The organism is Aeromicrobium sp. P2_G6 (assembly GCF_056403535.1).
The window spans coordinates 373,794-391,619 of record NZ_JBFUFH010000004.1 but is presented as its reverse complement, the minus strand read 5'-3'; the positions used below and the strand labels follow the sequence as shown (position 1 = coordinate 391,619).

Here is a 17,826-nt window from a genome sequence, read left to right as displayed (position 1 = left end):
TTGGCGGGCAGCGTGCTCGTCGACTTCGGGAGGGCCGCTCATGCGCCGACATCCCACTTCACGACGGCGGTCATGCGGCTACGTGGCGGGTGATGTCGAATCTGATCGCATGGAGCATGCCGCCATCATCCCCAACTGCGTGATGGACTCGTGGAGATTTCACGTAATCTTGACCAGTCATGACGAAGACCTACGAAGTGCGCACCTACGGCTGCCAGATGAACGTGCACGACAGCGAGCGACTGTCGGGCCTGCTGGAGACTGCCGGGTACGCGCGGGCGGAAGAGGGCACGCCCGACCTGGTCGTGTTCAACACCTGCGCCGTGCGCGAGAACGCCGACAACAAGCTCTACGGCAATCTCGGCCACATCGCGTCGGTCAAGGAGCAGAACCCCGGCATGCAGATCGCCGTCGGCGGTTGCCTGGCGCAGAAGGACCGCGACACGATCACGAAGCGCGCCCCGTACGTCGACGTCGTCTTCGGCACGCACAACATCGGCTCGCTGCCGGTCCTCCTCGAGCGGGCCCGCATCGCCGAGGAGTCGCAGGTCGAGATCCTCGAGTCGCTCGAGGTGTTCCCGTCGACGCTGCCGACCAAGCGCGACTCGGTGTTCGCCGCCTGGGTGTCGATCAGCGTCGGCTGCAACAACACCTGCACGTTCTGCATCGTCCCGAGCCTGCGCGGCAAGGAGAAGGACCGCCGACCCGGCGAGATTCTCGCCGAGATCGAGGCGCTCGTGGCCGATGGGGTCGTCGAGGTCACGCTGCTGGGCCAGAACGTCAACTCGTACGGCGTGGAGTTCGGGGACCGTCAGGCGTTCGGCAAGTTGCTGCGTGCGTGCGGCGCGATCGAAGGACTCGAGCGCGTACGTTTCACCAGTCCGCACCCCAAGGACTTCACGGACGACGTCATCGCGGCGATGGCCGAGACCCCCAACGTCATGCCGCAGCTCCACATGCCGCTGCAGTCCGGATCCGATCGCGTGCTCAAGGCGATGCGCCGGTCATACCGCCAGGAGAAGTTCCTCGGCATCATCGATCGCGTACGCGCGGCGATGCCCGACGCGGCGATCACGACCGACATCATCGTGGGCTTCCCGGGCGAGACCGAGGAGGACTTCCTCGAGACGATGGAGGTCGTGCGCAAAGCGAGGTTCACCAGCGCGTTCACGTTCCAGTACTCCCAGCGCCCCGGCACGCCGGCCGCCGACCTGCCCGACCAGCTTCCCAAGGCCGTCGTGCAGGAGCGCTACGACCGGCTCATCGAAGTCGTCAACGAGGTTGCGTGGGCTGAGAGCAAGAAGCAGGAGGGCCAGGTCGTAGAGCTGCTCGTCGCCGACCACGAGGGCAAGAAGGACGGTGCCACACATCGGCTCACCGGCCGCGCCCGCGACAACCGCCTCGTCCACTTCGTGCCCGGCGACCACGCCGTACGCCCGGGGGACATGGTCGAGGTCCGCATCACGTACGCCGCGCCGCACCACCTCGTGAGCGACGATGCGCCGATCACCTTCCGGCGTACGCCCGCCGGCGATGCCTGGGAGGCGCGCCAGGGCAAGACAGAGGTCCGCTCGGTGGGTCTTGGCATGCCGAGTCTGGGCGTGCCCGCGCCGCTGCCGCCCGCCGAGGCCTGCGCGATCTGACGCAGACTCAACACGTCAGACCTCGCGCCTAATATCTGCTGCAGGCGAGAGGGGCAGCGAGTGGACCAGACGTTTCACGAGACGTTCGACGGGCCTGGGCTCGACGAGAGCCGCTGGCTGCCGCACTACCTGCCGCAGTGGAGCTCCCGCGCTGAGTCCGCGGCGACCTACGAGGTGGCCGGCTCGGAGCTCAGGCTGAGCATTCCGCTCGACCAAGGCCTCTGGTGTGCCGACACCCACGCCAAGCCCTTGCGGGTCTCGGGGGTCCAGTCGGGTGTCTTCTCCGGACCGGTCGGCAGCACGTTCGGTCAGCAGCCATTCGTGGCTGACCAGGTCGTACGCGAGGAGCAGCCGGCCTGGTGGGGCTGGACACCAGAGCTCGGCCGCCTCGAGGTCCGCGCGCGTATGGAGCTGTCGCAGACCTCCATGGCCTCGGTATGGATGGTGGGCCTCGAGGACAGCCCGGAGCAGTGCGGAGAGATCTGCCTGTTCGAGGTGTTCGGCAACACGATCGCCGCTGACGGCTCGACCGCTGACGTGGGCAGTGGACTGCACCCGTTCCGCGACCCGTCGCTCGTCGAGGAGTTCTCCGCCGAGCCGCAGCAGATCGACGTGCGCGAACCTCACACGTACGCCGTGGAGTGGTGCCGTGACGGCATCGACTTCCTGCTCGACGGCCGGGTGGTGCGTACGAGTGAGCAGTCGCCGCGCTATCCGATGCAGATGATGATCGCCGTGTTCGACTTCCCGGACGCTGGGTCGGAGCCGACCCACGTACCGGTCCTCGCCGTCGACCACGTGCATGGTGAGCCGCCTCGGTAGCCCTCGACACACCACGTCAATCAAATTGTCACCAATCAACCGTTGCGCGCCACAACGATCCGAGAACAGGATGAGGGGCCTGCTGCTCGACCAGAGCAGCATTCCTATTGGGGGGAAACATGCGCAAGACCTTGCTCTGTGCGGCAGCGACGATCTCGCTGACCGCATTGACGCTCTCGGTGCCGTCGCTGGCGCGGGCGAAGACCGCCTCGCCGTCCGCCAGCACCACGATCGACTGGGGGACGTGTGCGAGTCCCGGGCTTCAGCGCCGAGGTGCTGAGTGTGCCAAGATCCCGGTGCCGCTGGACTACAAGAAGCCCAACGGCACGAAGATCAAGATCGCGATCTCGCGGATCAAGCACACCGTGCCCGACAGCGACTACCAAGGCGTCATGCTCGTCAACCCGGGTGGCCCCGGCGGATCTGGCCTGACGCTGTCGGTCCTGGGGGAGTACGTCCCCAAGGATGCCGGCAAGGCGTACGACTGGATCGGCTTCGATCCGCGCGGTGTCGGGTCGAGCGAGCCTGCGGTGTCCTGCGATCCCGACTACGCCGGCTACAACCGGCCGCCCTACGTGCCGACGACCCGCAGCATCGAGCGCGCGTGGTTCAAGAAGACCAACGCGTATACGACCGCCTGCGACGCCAACAACGGCAAGATCCTCGACCACCTCACGACGATCGAGTCCGCCAAGGACATGAACTCGATCCGCAAGGCGCTCGGTGCGCAACAGATCAACTACTACGGGTTCTCCTACGGCACCTACCTCGGCCAAGTCTTCGCGACACTCTTCCCGGACAAGCTGCGCCGCGTCGTCTTCGACGGCACCGTCGACCCGCGCGGGGTCTGGTACGGCGACAACCTCGACCAGGACGTCGCCTTCGACCGCAACATCAACATCTGGTTCGGTTGGCTCGCTGAGCACGACAGCGCGTACCACCTCGGCGACACCGCCGCGAAGGTCAGCAAGCTGTTCTACGACACCCAGAAGAAGCTCTACGACTCACCGGTCCAGGCCTCGGGCGGCAAGCTCGGCGGCAGCGAGTGGACCGACGCGTTCCTGTATGCCGGCTACTACCAGTCCACGTGGCTCGACCTCGCTGACACGTTCTCGGCGTTCATCAACAACGACGACGTGGACGCGCTGGAGTCCTCCTACCTCGACGCGAGCGGATTCGGTGACGACAACGGGTATGCCGTCTACCTCGGCGTGCAGTGCACCGACGTGAAGTGGCCGCAGAGCTGGTCCACCTGGAGCCGCGACAACTGGGCGATCCACGCCGTGGCGCCGTTCGAGACGTGGTCGAACGCTTGGTACAACGAGCCCTGCCGTCACTGGCCGGCCAAGGCGCACACACCCGTCTCGGTGACCGGCAAGCACGTCGCGAGCCTGTTGATGATCAACGAGACGTTGGACGCGGCGACGCCGTACCCGGGCAGCCTCGAGGTCCGCAAGCGCTTCCCCGCAGCGAGCCTCATCGCGGTCCCCGGTGGCACGACGCACTCGAACTCGCTGAACGGCAACGCGTGCGTCGACAACGCGATCGCCGACTACTTGCTGACCGGCGCCAAGCCGGCCCGCAAGGCGGGCAACACCGCGGACCTCGAGTGCGCGGCGCTCCCACAGCCCGAGCCTGAGACGGCGAAGGCGCAGCAGAAGATGTCGTCGCCGTCTGGCATCAGCAGGCTGCAGCTCCAGAAGGAGACGCTGGTTCCCTAGCCGCATCTGGTGATGGGCCGTCCCGAGCGATCGGGGCGGCCCATTGTCGTACGCCGAGGGCAGGATGGGATCCATGACGGGGATCAAGGACGACCTGCACGCCAAGCTCAAGGCGAGCCGAGCTGTGATGCTGGCGAAGGTCGAAGGGCTCAGCGAGTACGACATGCGTCGCCCGATGACACCGACCGGCACCAACCTGCTCGGGATGATCAAGCATCTGGTCGGTGTCGAGCACGTCTACTTCGGAGACTCGTTCGATCGGCCTCCGCCCGACACCCTTCCGTGGAACGAGGACGGCACGGTGTGGGAAGGCGCTGACATGTGGGCCAAGGCCGACGAGTCGAGTGGCTACATCCTCGACCTCTACCAACGGGCCTGCGCGCACAGCGACGCGACGATCGAGGCGCTCGACATCGAGGCCTCGGGCCGGGTGCCCCACTGGCCCTCGCCTGACACGACCTTGGGCTACTTGCTGGTGTGGGTCCTGACCGACACGGCACAGCACGCCGGTCATGCCGACATCCTGCGCGAGCTGATCGACGGGCGTACGGGGTCCGACACCGCGACGAGCAGCACCGACTGGTCGACCTACGTACAGCGCATCCAGGCGGCCGCCGACGCGTTCCGCGCCTGACCGGCTCGTGAGCAAGATTTGGCGGCATACCAACCGCTTGACGGCGTGAGGAGTGCCGAAATGGTTGATCGTCCGCCACATCTTGGTGGGCCCTGACCGGCGGTGGCAGGATGAGGCCATGGCCATCCGCATCGCGCAGGACCCGCACGCCGACGAGGTCCTGACCAACGACTCGTTCGCTCTGCTCGCGGGGATGCTCCTCGACCAGCAGTTCCCCATGGAGCGGGCATTCGCTGGCCCGGCGAAGGTGCTCGACCGGTTCGGGACGCTCGACCCGTCAGCGATCGCCGATGCCGATCCGGAGGCCTTCGCTGACCTGTGCGCGACACCTCCGGCCATCCATCGCTACGGCCGCTCGATGGCGGGCCGTCTGCAGGCGCTGGCCAAGGTCGTCGCGGATGAGTACGACGGCGACGCGTCGCGCATCTGGACGGAGGCCCGTACGGGCGAGGCGCTGATGAAACGTCTGCGCGCCCTGCCCGGCTTCGGCGAGCAGAAGGCCAAGATCTTCACGGCGCTGCTGGCCAAGCAGCTCGGCGTCAAGCCTGCCGGTTGGACGACGGTCGTGGGTGACTACGGCAAGAAGGGCTATCGCTCGGTCGCCGACGTCGTCGACCCCGACTCGCTCGCCAAGGTGCGTGCCTTCAAGCAGGAGAAGAAGGCGGCCGCGCGGGCCTGACCCGGTTTCAGGCGTCGGACGCGTCCTCCGGGTAGGGCTCGAGCAGGACCTGAGGCACCTCGCAGCTGGATTCGGTGAAGAAGACATCGTTCATACGCAGATCGATGTCGTCGCCGTGGTCATCGGTCGGGATCTCGAGATCCGGGAACGAACCGTCAAGGATCTCCTCGGCGTATGCCTCGCGAGCCTCAACCAGCCGATCCCAGTCTGCGAGCCACTCATCCGCCGGTGGGTCGTCGGCCAGCACGTCCGGGCCCACGGCTCGGATGTCGTCGACCATGTCCTCGACCGCCACATTCTGCCGTGCCATCGTCTGCGCCTGGCGCCGCGGTGTTCCATGGATCGGCAGCGACTCCACGCTCGACGTCATCTGTTGGCACTCCCGCTCGATCACGGTGATCAACGCTGCGTTGTCGATCAGGCCGGGCGCTCCCGATGACCCGACCGAGATGGCCACGCCCAGCATCGTCGACCCGCCGACGAGTCCGAGCACCATCGCCGCGATCGCGGCCCACTTCCATCGCGGGGAGACCGGCGGCGGAGGGAACTCCCACGCATTGCGCTGCGGCGGATAGTCAGGCAGGCCCCGGGAGTCGTACACCGCCCCATCGTGTCACGGCCGGGTAGCCTCTGACCGTGATCCTCGCCGTGGCCGTGTGCCCCCATCCGCCGATGATCATCCCTGAAGTCGCCACCGGCGCCGCGGACGATCTGGCGTCGCTGCGTGCTGCCTGCGACACCGCAATCTCCACGATCCTGGCGGGCGCGCCGGACCGCGTCGTCGTCATCGGCACGGGCGACCTTGACGCGGACCGGGATGAGCGAGCTGGCGGTACGTTCGCGCCGTACGGCGTCGACATCCACGTCGGCGGGCCCGGTGCCGAGCTGCCGCTGAGCCTCGCGGTGGGTGCCTGGCTGCTGGACCGCGCGGGCTGGGCGGGCCCACGGGCGTACTCGACCGGTACGCCCGACGTCGGCGGCCGGGTTGCGCTGCTGGTCATGGCCGACGGGAGCGCCAAGCGCTCGACGTCGGCTCCGGGTTTCCTCGACGACCGGGCTGAGGCGTTCGACGCGTCGATCGCGAGCGCGCTGGCAACGGGCGACGCCACGGCGCTGGCCTCGCTCGATCCCGAGCTGGGCGCCGAGCTTTGGGCAGCCGGCACACCGGCGCTGCGAACCATGGGACAGCTGACGAAGGGCGCCGACATCGCCGCACATCTGCGCGTCGACGTGGCGCCCTTCGGTGTCGGCTACTGGGTGGCCGACTGGCTGCTCAGCTAGTTACTTGTTGCCGTCCTCGGCGAGCTTGTCGACGCCCTCTTGAGCCTTGTCGGCGGCGGAGTCGATCTTGTCCTCGTACTTGCCCTTGGTCGCCTTGTTGACCGCGTCGGCTGCCTTGTCGATGCCGGTGTCGATCTTGTCGTTCTGGGTCGAGGCGAGATGTGTGGCCCTCTTCTTGAGCTCAGGTGCCTGCTTCTTGAACTTGTCGAGGAAACCCATGGCTTTTCTCCTTGATTCATGAGGAGTGGGGACAGCCGCCCCCGTCTGGTTCCACACACTACTGCGAGACTTTGGCCATGTCTGTGCCTCGCGTCGTGACCGTGGTCGGTCCCACCGCGTCGGGCAAGTCCTCCTTGGCGGTCGGGCTCGCTCAGCGTCTGGGTGACGCAGAGATCGTCAACGCCGACTCGATGCAGCTCTATCGCGGGATGGACATCGGCACCGCGAAGCCGTCGGCCGAGGAGCGTGAAGGCATACCGCATCACCTGTTCGACGTGCTGGACGTGACCGAGACTGCTTCGGTCGCCGAGTTCCAGAGCTGGGCGCGGGCGGCGATCATCGACTGCCAGGAGCGCGGCGTCACGCCGATCGTCGTCGGCGGTTCGGCGCTGTATGTCCGCGCGGTGCTCGACCGGCTCGACTTCCCTGGGACCGATCCAGAGGTGCGCGACCGGTGGAAGGCCGAGCTGGCGGCTCGCGGACCGGAGGCTCTGCACGCCGAGCTGGCGCGACGCGATCCGGCGGCCGCGGCGCAGATCCTGCCGACCAACGACCGCCGTGTCGTACGAGCCCTCGAGGTCATCGACCTGACGGGGGAGCCGTTCGCCGCGACGATGCCGCCGTACGAGTCGATGTTCGACGGCCTCACGATGCTCGGGCTCGACGTGCCGCGGGACGTCCTCGACGTACGCCTGACCGAGCGCGTCGACCAGATGTGGGCGGCCGGATTCGTCGACGAGGTCAGGGCGTTGCGCGCAGCCGGCCTCGAGGACGGGCTGACGGCCAGCCGGGCGCTCGGCTACCAACAGATCCTGGCGTTCCTGCGGGGCGAGACCACCGAGGCCGAGGCGCGCGAGGCGACCGTGATCGGCACGCGGAAGTTCGCGCGGCGGCAGGATCGCCTGTTCCGCAAGGACCCGCGGATCCACTGGCTCCCGTACGACGCCGACGACCTGGTGGACCAGGCGCTCGCCCTCATCGGTCCTTGAGCCTGTCGGTCCTCGAGCCTGTCGAAAGGACACCTCGTCCGCACGGCCACGTAGACTGGAACGTATGACTTTTCCATGGCTCAAGGGGCACGGCACGGAGAACGACTTCGTGCTGCTCCCGGACCATGACGGCACGATCCATGGCGAGCTGGAGGGTGCCTTCGTGGCCTCCCTGTGCGACCGTCGGCGCGGCATCGGCGCTGACGGCGTCATGCGTGTCATACGCACGGCCGCTCTCGGTGAGCCGTCGGCCGGCGAGTGGTTCATGGACTACCGCAACGCCGACGGATCGGTCAGCGAGATGTGCGGCAACGGCATCCGGGTCTTCGCGCTCCACCTGGTGCAGGAAGGGCTGGTCGACCCTGCCGAGCCGATCGTGGTCGGCACACGGGGCGGCGACAAGACCATCACGATCGACGGCGACCTGTTCAGCGTCGACATGGGCACGCCCGAGGTGCTCGGCGTCTCCAAGGTGAGCGCTGCGGGGAACACCTGGGAGGCGCAGGATGTTCGCACTGGCAACCCCCACGCCATTGCCTTCGTCGACCAGCTGGACGACGCGGGCAGCCTGCTGAGCCAGCCTGACTACGACGAGTCGGTCTATCCCGAAGGCGTCAACATCGAGTTCGTCGTCCGTCAGGGCGAGCGCCACGTGGCGATGCGTGTGCACGAGCGAGGCTCGGGGGAGACGCGTTCCTGCGGCACCGGTGCGTGCGCCGTGGCCGTGGCAACAGCGGTGGCCGACAGCGCCGAGCGACCCACGACCTACCGGGTCGACGTGCCAGGCGGCACGCTGCACGTCAGCTGGAATGCCGACAACCACATCGTTCTCACCGGCCCCGCCGAGATCGTCGCGCGAGGCACCATGGATTGGATTGCATGACAGAACAGACGTACGACCCGACGCCACAAGGCACCGAAGGCCTCGAGCTCGAGGAGCGCAACTCGCTGAGGCGCGTCGCCAACCTTCGCACCGAGCTCGAGGACATCACCGAGGTCGAGTACCGGCAGCTTCGCCTGGAGCGCGTCGTCCTCGTCGGCGTATGGACCGAAGGCACCGCTGAGGACGCCGACAACTCGCTCGCCGAGCTCAAGCTGCTCGCCGAGACCGCCGGGTCCGAGGTGCTGGACGCGCTGATCCAGCGCCGGCAGAAGCCCGATCCGGCGACCTACATCGGCAGCGGCAAGGTCGAGGACCTGCGCGCCGCCGTCGTCGCGACCGGCGCCGACACGATCATCTGCGACGGCGCGCTCGCGCCGAGCCAGCTGCGCAACCTCGAGGACCGTTGCAAGGTCAAGGTCGTCGACCGCACCGCGCTGATCCTCGACATTTTCGCCCAGCACGCCAAGTCCAAGGAGGGCAAGGCGCAGGTCGAGCTCGCCCAGCTCCAGTACCAGACCCAGCGCCTCCGCGGCTGGGGCGGCAACCTGTCCCGCCAGGCGGGCGGACAGGCGGCCGGCGGTGAGGGCATCGGTGGCCGTGGCCCCGGTGAGACCAAGCTGGAGACCGACCGCCGCCGCATCCAGGCCAAGATGTCCAAGCTGCGCCGTGAGCTCAAGGCGCTCGGCGTGACCCGCGAGACCAAGAAGGCCAACCGCAAGCGCCATGACATTCCGTCTGTGTCGATCGCCGGCTACACCAACGCCGGCAAGTCGAGCCTKCTCAACCGGCTGACCGATGCCGGGGTGCTGGTCGAGGATGCGCTGTTCGCGACGCTCGACCCGACCACGAGGCGTACGCAGACCTCCGACGGGCGCGTCTACACGATGTCCGACACCGTCGGGTTCGTCCGCAACCTGCCTCACCAGCTCGTCGAGGCGTTCCGCTCGACGCTGGAGGAGATCGCCGAGTCCGACCTGATCCTGCACGTCGTCGACGGCTCGCACCCCGACCCCGAGGGGCAGATCGCCGCCGTGCGCAGCGTGCTCGCCGACGTTGATGCACTCGACGTGCCCGAGATCATCGTGATCAACAAGGTTGACACCGCCGACCCGCTCGTCATCAAGAACCTGCTGGCCCGTGAGCCTCACGCTGTCGTTGTCAGCGCCCACACCGGCGAGGGCATCGACGAGCTGCTCAGTGCGATCGAGGCGGACCTGCCGCAGCCCGCGACGCGTGTCGACGTGCTGCTGCCCTACGCCCGCGGCGACCTGCTCAACCAGATCCATACGCAGGGCGAGATCGAGTCGCTCGACCACGAGTCCGACGGCACCCACGTCGTCGCCCGAGTCCACGGCCAGCTGGCCAACGAGCTCGAGCCCTACGCGGTCTAGGCGAGAGGTTGCCGGCGGTCTCGGTGGTTTCGAGGCTCCGCACCTCAACCACCGGTGGTTGAGGTGCGGAGGCCGCCAGCGGCCGGAGCCTCGAAACCACCTACGACATGCCCTGTGGACGCGCGTCAGGTCTTGGTGCGTGCCGCGACTAGCCTTGCGACATGCCCTCCAACCCTGATGTCCGCGCGGTCCTCCATGCCGCTGTGGAGGCTGTCGGGGGAGAGGACCGGCCCGGCCAGATCGAGATGGCCGAGGCGGTGCAGCACGCCCTGGAGAGCGGTGAGCACCTGCTCGTTCAGGCCGGCACCGGCACCGGCAAGTCACTCGGCTACCTCGTGCCGAGCCTGCTGCACGGCAAACGGGTCGTCGTCGCCACGGCGACGCTCAACCTCCAGCACCAGCTCGTCGAGCGCGACATCCCCGCGCTCAAGGACGCCGCCCGGGCGACGCTCGACATCGTCCCGCATCACGCCGTCGTCAAGGGTCGCAGCAACTACGCGTGCCTGCACCGCATCCGCGAAGGCGCTCCAGATGATCAGGGCACGCTCATCGAGGTGCCGGAGGGTTCGCTCGGCGCCGAGGTGCTCGAGCTGCGCGAGTGGGCCGAAGAGCAGGCCAAGGGCGCGCACATGGCCGACCGCGACTCCGCCCCCGCTCACACCGAACGGGCCTGGCGACAGGTCAGCGTCAACCACCGTGAGTGCCTCGGCGCCTCGCGCTGCGCCCACGCCCTCGAGTGCTTCGCCGAGCGAGCCCGCGAGGACGCGCACACCGCCCAGCTCGTCGTGACCAACCACGCCCTGCTGGCGATCGATGCGATCGACGGCGTGCCGATGCTGCCGGAGTACGACGCGGTGATCGTCGACGAGGCCCACGAGCTCGCGGCACGCGTCACCCAGGCGTCGACCGACGAGCTCGACCCCGTCCTCGTCGAACGGGCGGCGCGACGTGCCCGCGTCCAGGTCGAGGGCAAGGAGGCCGACGACCTCACGGACGCGTCGGACGCGCTGGCCGACGTCCTGGCCCGCACCGAGGAGGGCCGCATCGACGACCCGCCGCAGCCGTTGCGCGAGGTGCTGGCGTTCGTACGCGATGCGGCCCGGGCGTGCCTCTCGGCATTCCCCAAGGAGAAGGACAAGGGCGAGCCCGACGCCGCCCGGCAGCAGTCCCGCGGCATGGTCGACGACGTCCGCAAGATCGCCGAGCGCATGGCCGCCAAGGGTGAGACCGAGGTGCTCTGGATGAGCGACAACCGCGGCAACAAGCAGCTCCACATCGCGCCGATCGATGTGTCGGCAAGCCTGCGCGACAAGCTCTTCGGCGACAAGACCGTCGTGCTGACCAGCGCGACGCTCAAGCTGGGCGGCGGGTTCGATCCTGTCGCGCGTTCGCTCGGCCTGGAGCCCGGCGACGACTCGTGGATCTCCCTCGACGTCGGCTCGCCGTTCGACTACCGCAAGCAGGGCATGCTCTATGTCGCCCGCGACCTGCCCCTGCCGGGCCGCGACGGCCTCGAGGAGGCGCAGCTCGCCGAGATCACGGCGCTCGTCGAGGCAGCCGGCGGACGTACGCTCGGATTGTTCTCGTCGCGACGCGCGGCTGAGAAGGCTGCCGAAGAGGTACGCACGCGGCTGCCCGACATCGACATCTGGTGCCAGGGCGATGCGCAGCTGCCCGAGCTTGCCCGCCGCTTCGCGGAGACGCCGAGCACGTGCCTGTTCGGCACCCTGAGCCTGTGGCAGGGCGTCGACCTGCCGGGCGACACGTGCCAGCTCGTCATCATCGACCGCGTGCCGTTCCCGCGGCCGGACGACCCTCTGATGAGTGCGCGCCAGCGGCTCGTCGAGAAGCGCGGGGGCAACGGTTTCATGAGCGTCGCCGCGAGCCACGCCGCGCTGCTACTAGCGCAGGGCACTGGCCGGCTGATCCGTCGGGCGACCGACAAGGGAGTCGTCGCGATCCTCGATCCGCGCATCGTCACGGCACGCTACGGGTCGTTCCTCGCCGCCTCGCTGCCGGACATGTGGCGCACGACGGATCGCGGGACCGCCCTGGCCGCACTGCGTCGCCTCGACGAGGCCGCCAAGGGCTGACTCAACGCTGCGAAGCTCGCAGAGCGTGGCATGCAGTCAGGGGTGGCGAAGTTTGATAGCCTGTCGCAGATTCTCTTCTGCCGTCGACGCCTGGGAACTCCATGAAACTGCGCCTGCCTGCCTTGCTGCTCGCCCTCCCGGCGGTACTTTTCGGGACCCTTGTGGCGATTCCCGCAGAGGCGTCGACCTATGACGTGGCTGTGTCCACCAAGATCATCGCGATCAACACGTCTGGCCTGGGCAAGGTCTCGGTGAAGTGCTGGGCGACCAAGACCTGCAAGGGCAGGCTCTCGTTCAACAGCACGAGCACCCGCACGCGCTACTACAGCGTGCCCGCTGGTGCCACCCGCACGGTCGAGGTGGCCGTACGCACGAGCGAGGCCGCATACCCGTGGACCGGAGGCACAGCACTCGGCGACGTGTTCTACAAGAACGCCGTCCTGGTCGTCAACCAGGACTACCCGCGCGACAAGACGCGCACCTACGGCGTCAAGACCGAGACGTTGCTGCCCTACCAGCAGCTCAAGGGGGCCGTCCAGGGCCCGGACGGACACGAGGCCACCGGCGTCAAGGTCGAGCTGGTGCGCACGATCAGGGGCGGAAACACCCAGGTCGTCCGCACTGCCGAAATCCCTGACACAGGCGGCAACTACTCGTTCAACGTCGCCCTCGGCACCAACAACACCAGCTCCGCTCCCTACAAGCTGCGCATCAGCGGACACGACAGCGACGGGACGTTCCGCTCCTGGTACTACCGCGGCGGCGATGGCGGTGCCAGCGGCGGACGCTACCTCGACGAGGGCTCGACGATTCGGGTCAACAAGCTGGGCGACTACGACGCCAACTTCTCGTACGGCTCGATCGCGGGCACCGTGACGGACAGCATCAACGGCGGCTCGGCCGAGGTCACCGTGGCCGCGCCCCCGCCGGTCTACTCCACCAACTACAAGACGCTGCGCGAGTACGACTTCCCGTCCTGCGGCAACATCTATGGCAAGACCACGAGCAGCAGCAGTGGCGCCTACCGGATCGACTTCCTGCCGCTCTATGCCGGCGTCCCTCGCTACATGGTGCGGGCGTCCTCCGCCGGGGTGGAGACGTGGAACACGCCGAACGGTGGCGGCACGGGCTTCGGCAGCTGCCTCGACGTGGTGGACTACGGCAGCCGGACCGCAGCCAACCTCCTGTCGATCCCCACGGCCGGCAGCCAGCTCGTGTACAACCCGCAGGTGAAGCTCAGCGGCAACTCGGTCAACATCGATGGTGCCTTCAGCGGGTTCTCGCCGACCACGGGCGACCGCTACGTCACCCTGCGCGAGAAGATCCCCGGGATCCCGGTGCTGTCTTCGCCGGTCGTCGCAAGAGGCAGCGTCAACACCTCCGGCAACGCCAGCGGCGCCAGCGCGATCAAGAACGTTCCGCCCGGCAAGTACTGGGTCGAGATGGGCCGGCGCACGACGTGCTCGGCTTGGTATCCGAGTGTCTACCCGGACAACAACGCCTACTTCAGTGGTGAGGATCGCGGCGCGGAGCGTTGGAAGACCGTCGCCGGCTACAAGGAGGAGTACGCCAAGTCCGTCGCGATGGGCTACGTCCGCAAGACGCCGCCGAGCGGCTACAAAGGCTGGATGTACCGCGGCTACTGCAAGGCGCTCGGCGCGGGCACCTACGACAACACACTCAACCTCGACAGCACCCTCGGCCAGACCAAGACCGTGGTGACCCACACCGTCCGCAAGGGCGCGATCGTGCGCGGCCATGTGTCGCGGGCCGGTGGCAAGACCAACAAGGAATTGATGGTCCGGTTGTCGTCGTCGGACGGCAAGCGTGTGATCCGTACGGACCTGACCGACAGGAGCGGCAACTTCTACGTGGCAGGCCTGCCGTCGGGCACCTGGACGATCTCGGTCAACTCCGACTCGTGGCGCGGCATCGGGCGTACGTTCACCGGCAAGCACTCGATCAGCGTCACGGCGGGCCACTCCTACAGCGCTGGCACCCTCCGCTTCAAGGGGTGACACGGCTCTGACAGGGTTGTCGTCATGACAGTCCTCGTCACCGGCGGCGCCGGCTACATCGGCTCGCACATCGTCCGGGCATTCCGGCTCGCCGGCCTCGACTGCGTCGTTGTCGACGACCTCTCGAGCGGGCACCGGGAGTTCGTCCCCGACGAGGTCGAGTTCATCGACGCCAACATCCTCGACAGCACGCTCATCGCCAAGGAGATGGTCGAGCACGAGGTCGAGGCCGTCGTGCATCTCGCCGGGTTCAAGTACGCCGGGGTGTCCGTGCAGCGACCGCTGCACACGTACGAGCAGAACGTCCAGGGCACCGTCAGCCTGCTCCAGGCGATGCACGAGGCGGACGTCGACAAGATCGTGTTCTCCTCCAGCGCCGCGGTCTACGGCACGCCCGACGTCGACATCGTGACCGAGTCGACGCGCACCGCGCCCGAGTCGCCCTACGGCGAGAGTAAGCTGATCGGTGAGTGGCTGCTGCGCGACGCGGCTCGTGCCTTCCCGATGCACCACACGTCGCTGCGCTACTTCAACGTCGTCGGCTCGGCTGTCCCTGACCTCTACGACACGAGCCCGCACAACCTCTTCCCGCTGGTCATCGAGGCGCTGCTCGAAGGCCGTACGCCGCGGATCTTCGGCGATGACTACCCGACGCCCGACGGCACGTCCGTACGCGACTACATCCACGTCGCCGACCTGGCCGAAGCGCACGTCGTCGCAGCGCAGAAGCTGCTCGCGGGCGACGAGCTCGAGCCGGTCTACAACCTCGGCAGCGGCGACGGGGTGTCGGTGCGGGAGATCATGACGGCGGTCGCCGAGGCGACCGGCATCGCGTTCGAGCCCGAGGTCGTGGACCGCCGCCCCGGCGACCCTGCTCGCATCGTGGCGTCAGGCGAGCTCGCCACGCGCGACCTTGGCTGGGCGATGCGGCACTCGCTGATCGACATGGTCAGCAGCGCCTGGAACGCCCGCCAGAGCCACCCCGTCTGACGTCGCTCCGTTCCCTAAGGAGGCCGCCCGCGGCCGACTGGGAGCGAGCGAGGAACGAGCGAGCGAAGGGCGGTGAGGTTCAAGGCTTGCGTAGGAACTCGCCTGTGCGATCGATGAACTTCACATCAGCTGCGACTCGTCCTCGACCCTGACACCGGGACCGGTCGCTACCAACTTCTTCTTCTTGCTGCGGGTCCAACCATGCACGGTCCGCTCTCGGCCCCATGCCTCCGACACCCGCTCGTATTGCTCGAAGTAGAGCAGCCTTACCGGCAACCTCGTACGCGTGTAGTCGGCAGCGAGACCTTGACGGTGTTCCCAGAGTCGTCGCAGGAGATCGCGAGTACTGCCCACATAGAACGTGCCGTCAGCGCACAGCAAGACGTAGAAGTAGCCCATCGGCGGATCATCGCCGAGCCAGGCGACACGCGCTGGACTCCATCCACAGGCTGGCGAGTTGCCGTACGCCCCTTCGGTCGCTGGCGCTCCCTCCCGCGACTTCGTCGCTAGGGGCCGGAAGCGTCAGACCTTGCGGAGGACGGCGGTGACGATGCCGAGGATCGTCGCGTGGTTGCCGTCGATCGGGTCGTATGCCTCGTTGTGCGGCAGCAGCCAGACGTTGCCGTCCTTGCGCTGGAACGTCTTGACCGTGGCCTCGCCGTCGAGCAGGGCGGCGACGATGTCACCGTTGTTGGCGGTCTGCTCCTGGCGGATCACGACGTAGTCACCGTTGCAGATCGCGGCGTCGATCATCGAGTCACCGGACACCTCGAGCAGGAACAGCGTGCCGTCACCGACGAGCGACTTGGGCAGCGGGAAGATCTCCTCGACCTGCTCCGTCGCCAGGATCGGCCCACCGGCGGCGATGCGGCCGACGAGCGGGACGTTGGTGGCCTGGGGGAGTGCGTCGCCGATGCCGGTCTCGTCGAACGTGCTCTCGGTGGCGCTGCTCATCGAGCGACGAGCTGCCATCACGTCGGGCAGGAAGATCTCGAGGGCGCGCGGACGGTTGGGGTCGCGCTTGACGTAGCCGAGGGCCTCGAGGGCGCGGAGCTGGTGTGCGACGGACGACGTGCTGGTCAGTCCGACCGCTGCGCCGATCTCGCGCATGCTGGGCGGGTAGCCCCGCTTCTCGATCTCGTCGCGCAGGAACTCGAGCACCTTGCGCTGCCGAGCGGTCAGCCCGGAGGAGTCTGCGGGCCCGTCGGGGAGCTCGGTGACATCGGCATTGCGGTCATCGGTCATGCGGGAAGAGTAACCCGGATCACGCGGCCAATCAAACATACGTTCGATGGCGTGTCGCGAGTCGTGACGTCTACGTTGGTCCCGTGTCGAAGCCCCTCGTGAAGCCCGGAAGACCTCGTTCAGCTGTCGTGACCGGCGCCGGGAGGGGCATCGGGCGGGCCATCGCCGTCGAGCTGGTGGGCCGCGGGTTCGAGGTCATCGTGACCGATCTCGACGCCGATGCCGCAGAGCTCACGGCCAAGGAGATCGGCGCTGCGGTTGGCCTCGGCCTCGACGTGACCGACCCCGAGGCCAACCGCGACGTCGCCGCGCGCGCCCGCGAGCTCGCGCCGCTCGGCGCCTGGGTGTGCAACGCCGGTGTGCTCGCCGAGGGCGATCTGACGGCGTTGTCGGTCGGCCAGGTACGCGCGATGGTCGACGTCAACGTGCTCGGCGTGATGTGGGGCGTACGCGCGGCCGCTGATGCGTTCCGTGACCAGGGCGGCGTGACCGGCGGCGACATCGGCATCCTCGCCTCGCTCAGCGCTCACGCGCCGGTGCCGGGGCTCAGCGTCTACGCCGCGACCAAGGCCGCGGTGCTGTCGCTGACGACGTCGCTTGCGTCCGAGCTCCGCCACGACAAGATCAGGGTGCATGCTGTGTGCCCAGACGGCGTCGACACCGCGATGGTCGCCGCAATGGACGCACAGGGTGACGTACGCGCCGCGCTGGCCGCGGGTGTCCTGCTCACCCCGCCGCAGGTGGCACGCGAGCTGGTCGACATGTTCGGCACCGGTCGGGTCTACAAGACATTGCCGGCGTGGCGAGGCGTCGTCGCACGCACCGCTTCGCTCTCGCCGCGAGTCGCGCTCCACGTCGATCCCTGGGTGCGCAGGCTCGGCGCCCGCCGACTCAAGAAGGCAGGCAAGCGATGACGTACCTGGTGGTCGGCACTCGTGCCGGCAGTGGCTGGTCGGTCGAGGTGCGCGATGTCGGCACGACGACCGCTGACGACCTCTCCGACATCGAGACCGCGGCTCGCCGGCTCCTGGCGGACTCCGGCAAGGCTGATGCGGCCGACGCCGACCTGCAGCTGCTGCTGCCGGACTTCGAGGTCGACCTCGACGAGCGTGGGCTGCCGGGATCGCGTCGCCTCACGCTCCCGCTCCTCAGCGGCGTCATCGCGCTGGTCGTGATCGTCGGCGCGATCGCGTACGTCTTGGGTCGGATCCTCTAGGG

General features: G+C 67.9%; 18 protein-coding genes. 14 read left to right on the top strand and 4 right to left on the bottom strand.

What is annotated here, in order from left to right; genetic code table 11:
• Positions 1–179: 179 nt before the first annotated feature.
• From miaB to AC1DVU_RS15320, 5 genes are all read left to right on the top strand, one after another.
• Positions 180–1,643, top strand: coding sequence for a tRNA (N6-isopentenyl adenosine(37)-C2)-methylthiotransferase MiaB (gene miaB, locus AC1DVU_RS15340; RefSeq protein WP_476923315.1), 1,464 nt, complete (start codon positions 180–182; stop codon positions 1,641–1,643).
• A gap of 60 nt (positions 1,644–1,703) precedes the next feature.
• Positions 1,704–2,465: a glycoside hydrolase family 16 protein gene (locus AC1DVU_RS15335; RefSeq protein ID WP_476923314.1), complete on the top strand. Its 762-nt coding sequence runs from the start codon at positions 1,704–1,706 to the stop codon at positions 2,463–2,465.
• A 119-nt stretch (positions 2,466–2,584) separates the two neighbouring features.
• Positions 2,585–4,186 (top strand): alpha/beta hydrolase, encoded by a 1,602-nt coding sequence (locus tag AC1DVU_RS15330; RefSeq protein WP_476923313.1) that lies wholly within the window; start codon positions 2,585–2,587, stop codon positions 4,184–4,186.
• A 73-nt stretch (positions 4,187–4,259) separates the two neighbouring features.
• Positions 4,260–4,820 carry a DinB family protein gene (locus tag AC1DVU_RS15325; RefSeq protein ID WP_476923312.1) on the top strand — a complete coding sequence of 187 codons (561 nt, stop codon included), beginning with the start codon at positions 4,260–4,262 and terminating at the stop codon, positions 4,818–4,820.
• 118 nt (positions 4,821–4,938) lie between these two features.
• The gene (locus AC1DVU_RS15320) at positions 4,939–5,499 is read left to right on the top strand and encodes an HhH-GPD-type base excision DNA repair protein (RefSeq protein WP_476923311.1); all 561 of its coding nucleotides are present in this window, start codon (positions 4,939–4,941) and stop codon (positions 5,497–5,499) included.
• Positions 5,500–5,506: 7 nt separating this feature from the next.
• Here the strand turns inward: AC1DVU_RS15320 and AC1DVU_RS15315 are convergent, their stop codons facing one another.
• A complete protein-coding gene (locus AC1DVU_RS15315) occupies positions 5,507–6,100 on the bottom strand; it encodes a hypothetical protein (RefSeq protein ID WP_476923310.1) in 594 nt (197 codons plus the stop codon).
• A gap of 35 nt (positions 6,101–6,135) precedes the next feature.
• Between AC1DVU_RS15315 and AC1DVU_RS15310 the strand changes: the two genes are divergently transcribed.
• Positions 6,136–6,780 (top strand): class III extradiol ring-cleavage dioxygenase family protein, encoded by a 645-nt coding sequence (locus AC1DVU_RS15310; protein ID WP_476923309.1) that lies wholly within the window; start codon positions 6,136–6,138, stop codon positions 6,778–6,780.
• Here AC1DVU_RS15310 and AC1DVU_RS15305 read toward each other — a convergent pair whose 3' ends face one another.
• On the bottom strand, positions 6,781–6,999 hold the full coding sequence (locus tag AC1DVU_RS15305; protein ID WP_476923308.1) for an antitoxin: 219 nt from the start codon (positions 6,997–6,999) through the stop codon (positions 6,781–6,783).
• Positions 7,000–7,076: 77 nt separating this feature from the next.
• On the opposite strand from AC1DVU_RS15305, the gene miaA reads away from it, so the two are divergent.
• From miaA to galE, 6 genes are all read left to right on the top strand, one after another.
• Entirely contained in the window at positions 7,077–7,988 is a 912-nt protein-coding gene (gene miaA, locus AC1DVU_RS15300) for a tRNA (adenosine(37)-N6)-dimethylallyltransferase MiaA (protein ID WP_476923307.1), read from the top strand.
• 64 nt (positions 7,989–8,052) lie between these two features.
• Entirely contained in the window at positions 8,053–8,871 is an 819-nt protein-coding gene (gene dapF, locus AC1DVU_RS15295) for a diaminopimelate epimerase (protein WP_476923306.1), read from the top strand.
• The gene (hflX, locus tag AC1DVU_RS15290; protein ID WP_476923305.1) at positions 8,868–10,262 is read left to right on the top strand and encodes a GTPase HflX; all 1,395 of its coding nucleotides are present in this window, start codon (positions 8,868–8,870) and stop codon (positions 10,260–10,262) included. Before dapF ends, hflX begins: the two co-directional genes overlap by 4 nt.
• Positions 10,263–10,423: 161 nt before the next feature.
• Positions 10,424–12,355 carry an ATP-dependent DNA helicase gene (locus tag AC1DVU_RS15285; RefSeq protein WP_476923304.1) on the top strand — a complete coding sequence of 644 codons (1,932 nt, stop codon included), beginning with the start codon at positions 10,424–10,426 and terminating at the stop codon, positions 12,353–12,355.
• Between the two features lie 101 nt (positions 12,356–12,456).
• Positions 12,457–14,373 carry a hypothetical protein gene (locus AC1DVU_RS15280; protein ID WP_476923303.1) on the top strand — a complete coding sequence of 639 codons (1,917 nt, stop codon included), beginning with the start codon at positions 12,457–12,459 and terminating at the stop codon, positions 14,371–14,373.
• Positions 14,374–14,397: 24 nt separating this feature from the next.
• The gene (galE, locus tag AC1DVU_RS15275; RefSeq protein ID WP_476923302.1) at positions 14,398–15,363 is read left to right on the top strand and encodes a UDP-glucose 4-epimerase GalE; all 966 of its coding nucleotides are present in this window, start codon (positions 14,398–14,400) and stop codon (positions 15,361–15,363) included.
• 120 nt (positions 15,364–15,483) lie between these two features.
• Here the strand turns inward: galE and AC1DVU_RS15270 are convergent, their stop codons facing one another.
• Positions 15,484–15,762: a GIY-YIG nuclease family protein gene (locus AC1DVU_RS15270; RefSeq protein ID WP_476923301.1), complete on the bottom strand. Its 279-nt coding sequence runs from the start codon at positions 15,760–15,762 to the stop codon at positions 15,484–15,486.
• Positions 15,763–15,885: 123 nt separating this feature from the next.
• Entirely contained in the window at positions 15,886–16,608 is a 723-nt protein-coding gene (lexA, locus tag AC1DVU_RS15265) for a transcriptional repressor LexA (RefSeq protein ID WP_476923300.1), read from the bottom strand.
• A gap of 83 nt (positions 16,609–16,691) precedes the next feature.
• On the opposite strand from lexA, the gene AC1DVU_RS15260 reads away from it, so the two are divergent.
• Both AC1DVU_RS15260 and AC1DVU_RS15255 read left to right on the top strand, forming a co-directional pair.
• Positions 16,692–17,522: an SDR family oxidoreductase gene (locus tag AC1DVU_RS15260; RefSeq protein WP_476923299.1), complete on the top strand. Its 831-nt coding sequence runs from the start codon at positions 16,692–16,694 to the stop codon at positions 17,520–17,522.
• The gene (locus AC1DVU_RS15255) at positions 17,519–17,824 is read left to right on the top strand and encodes a hypothetical protein (protein WP_476923298.1); all 306 of its coding nucleotides are present in this window, start codon (positions 17,519–17,521) and stop codon (positions 17,822–17,824) included. Before AC1DVU_RS15260 ends, AC1DVU_RS15255 begins: the two co-directional genes overlap by 4 nt.
• Positions 17,825–17,826: the final 2 nt, after the last annotated feature.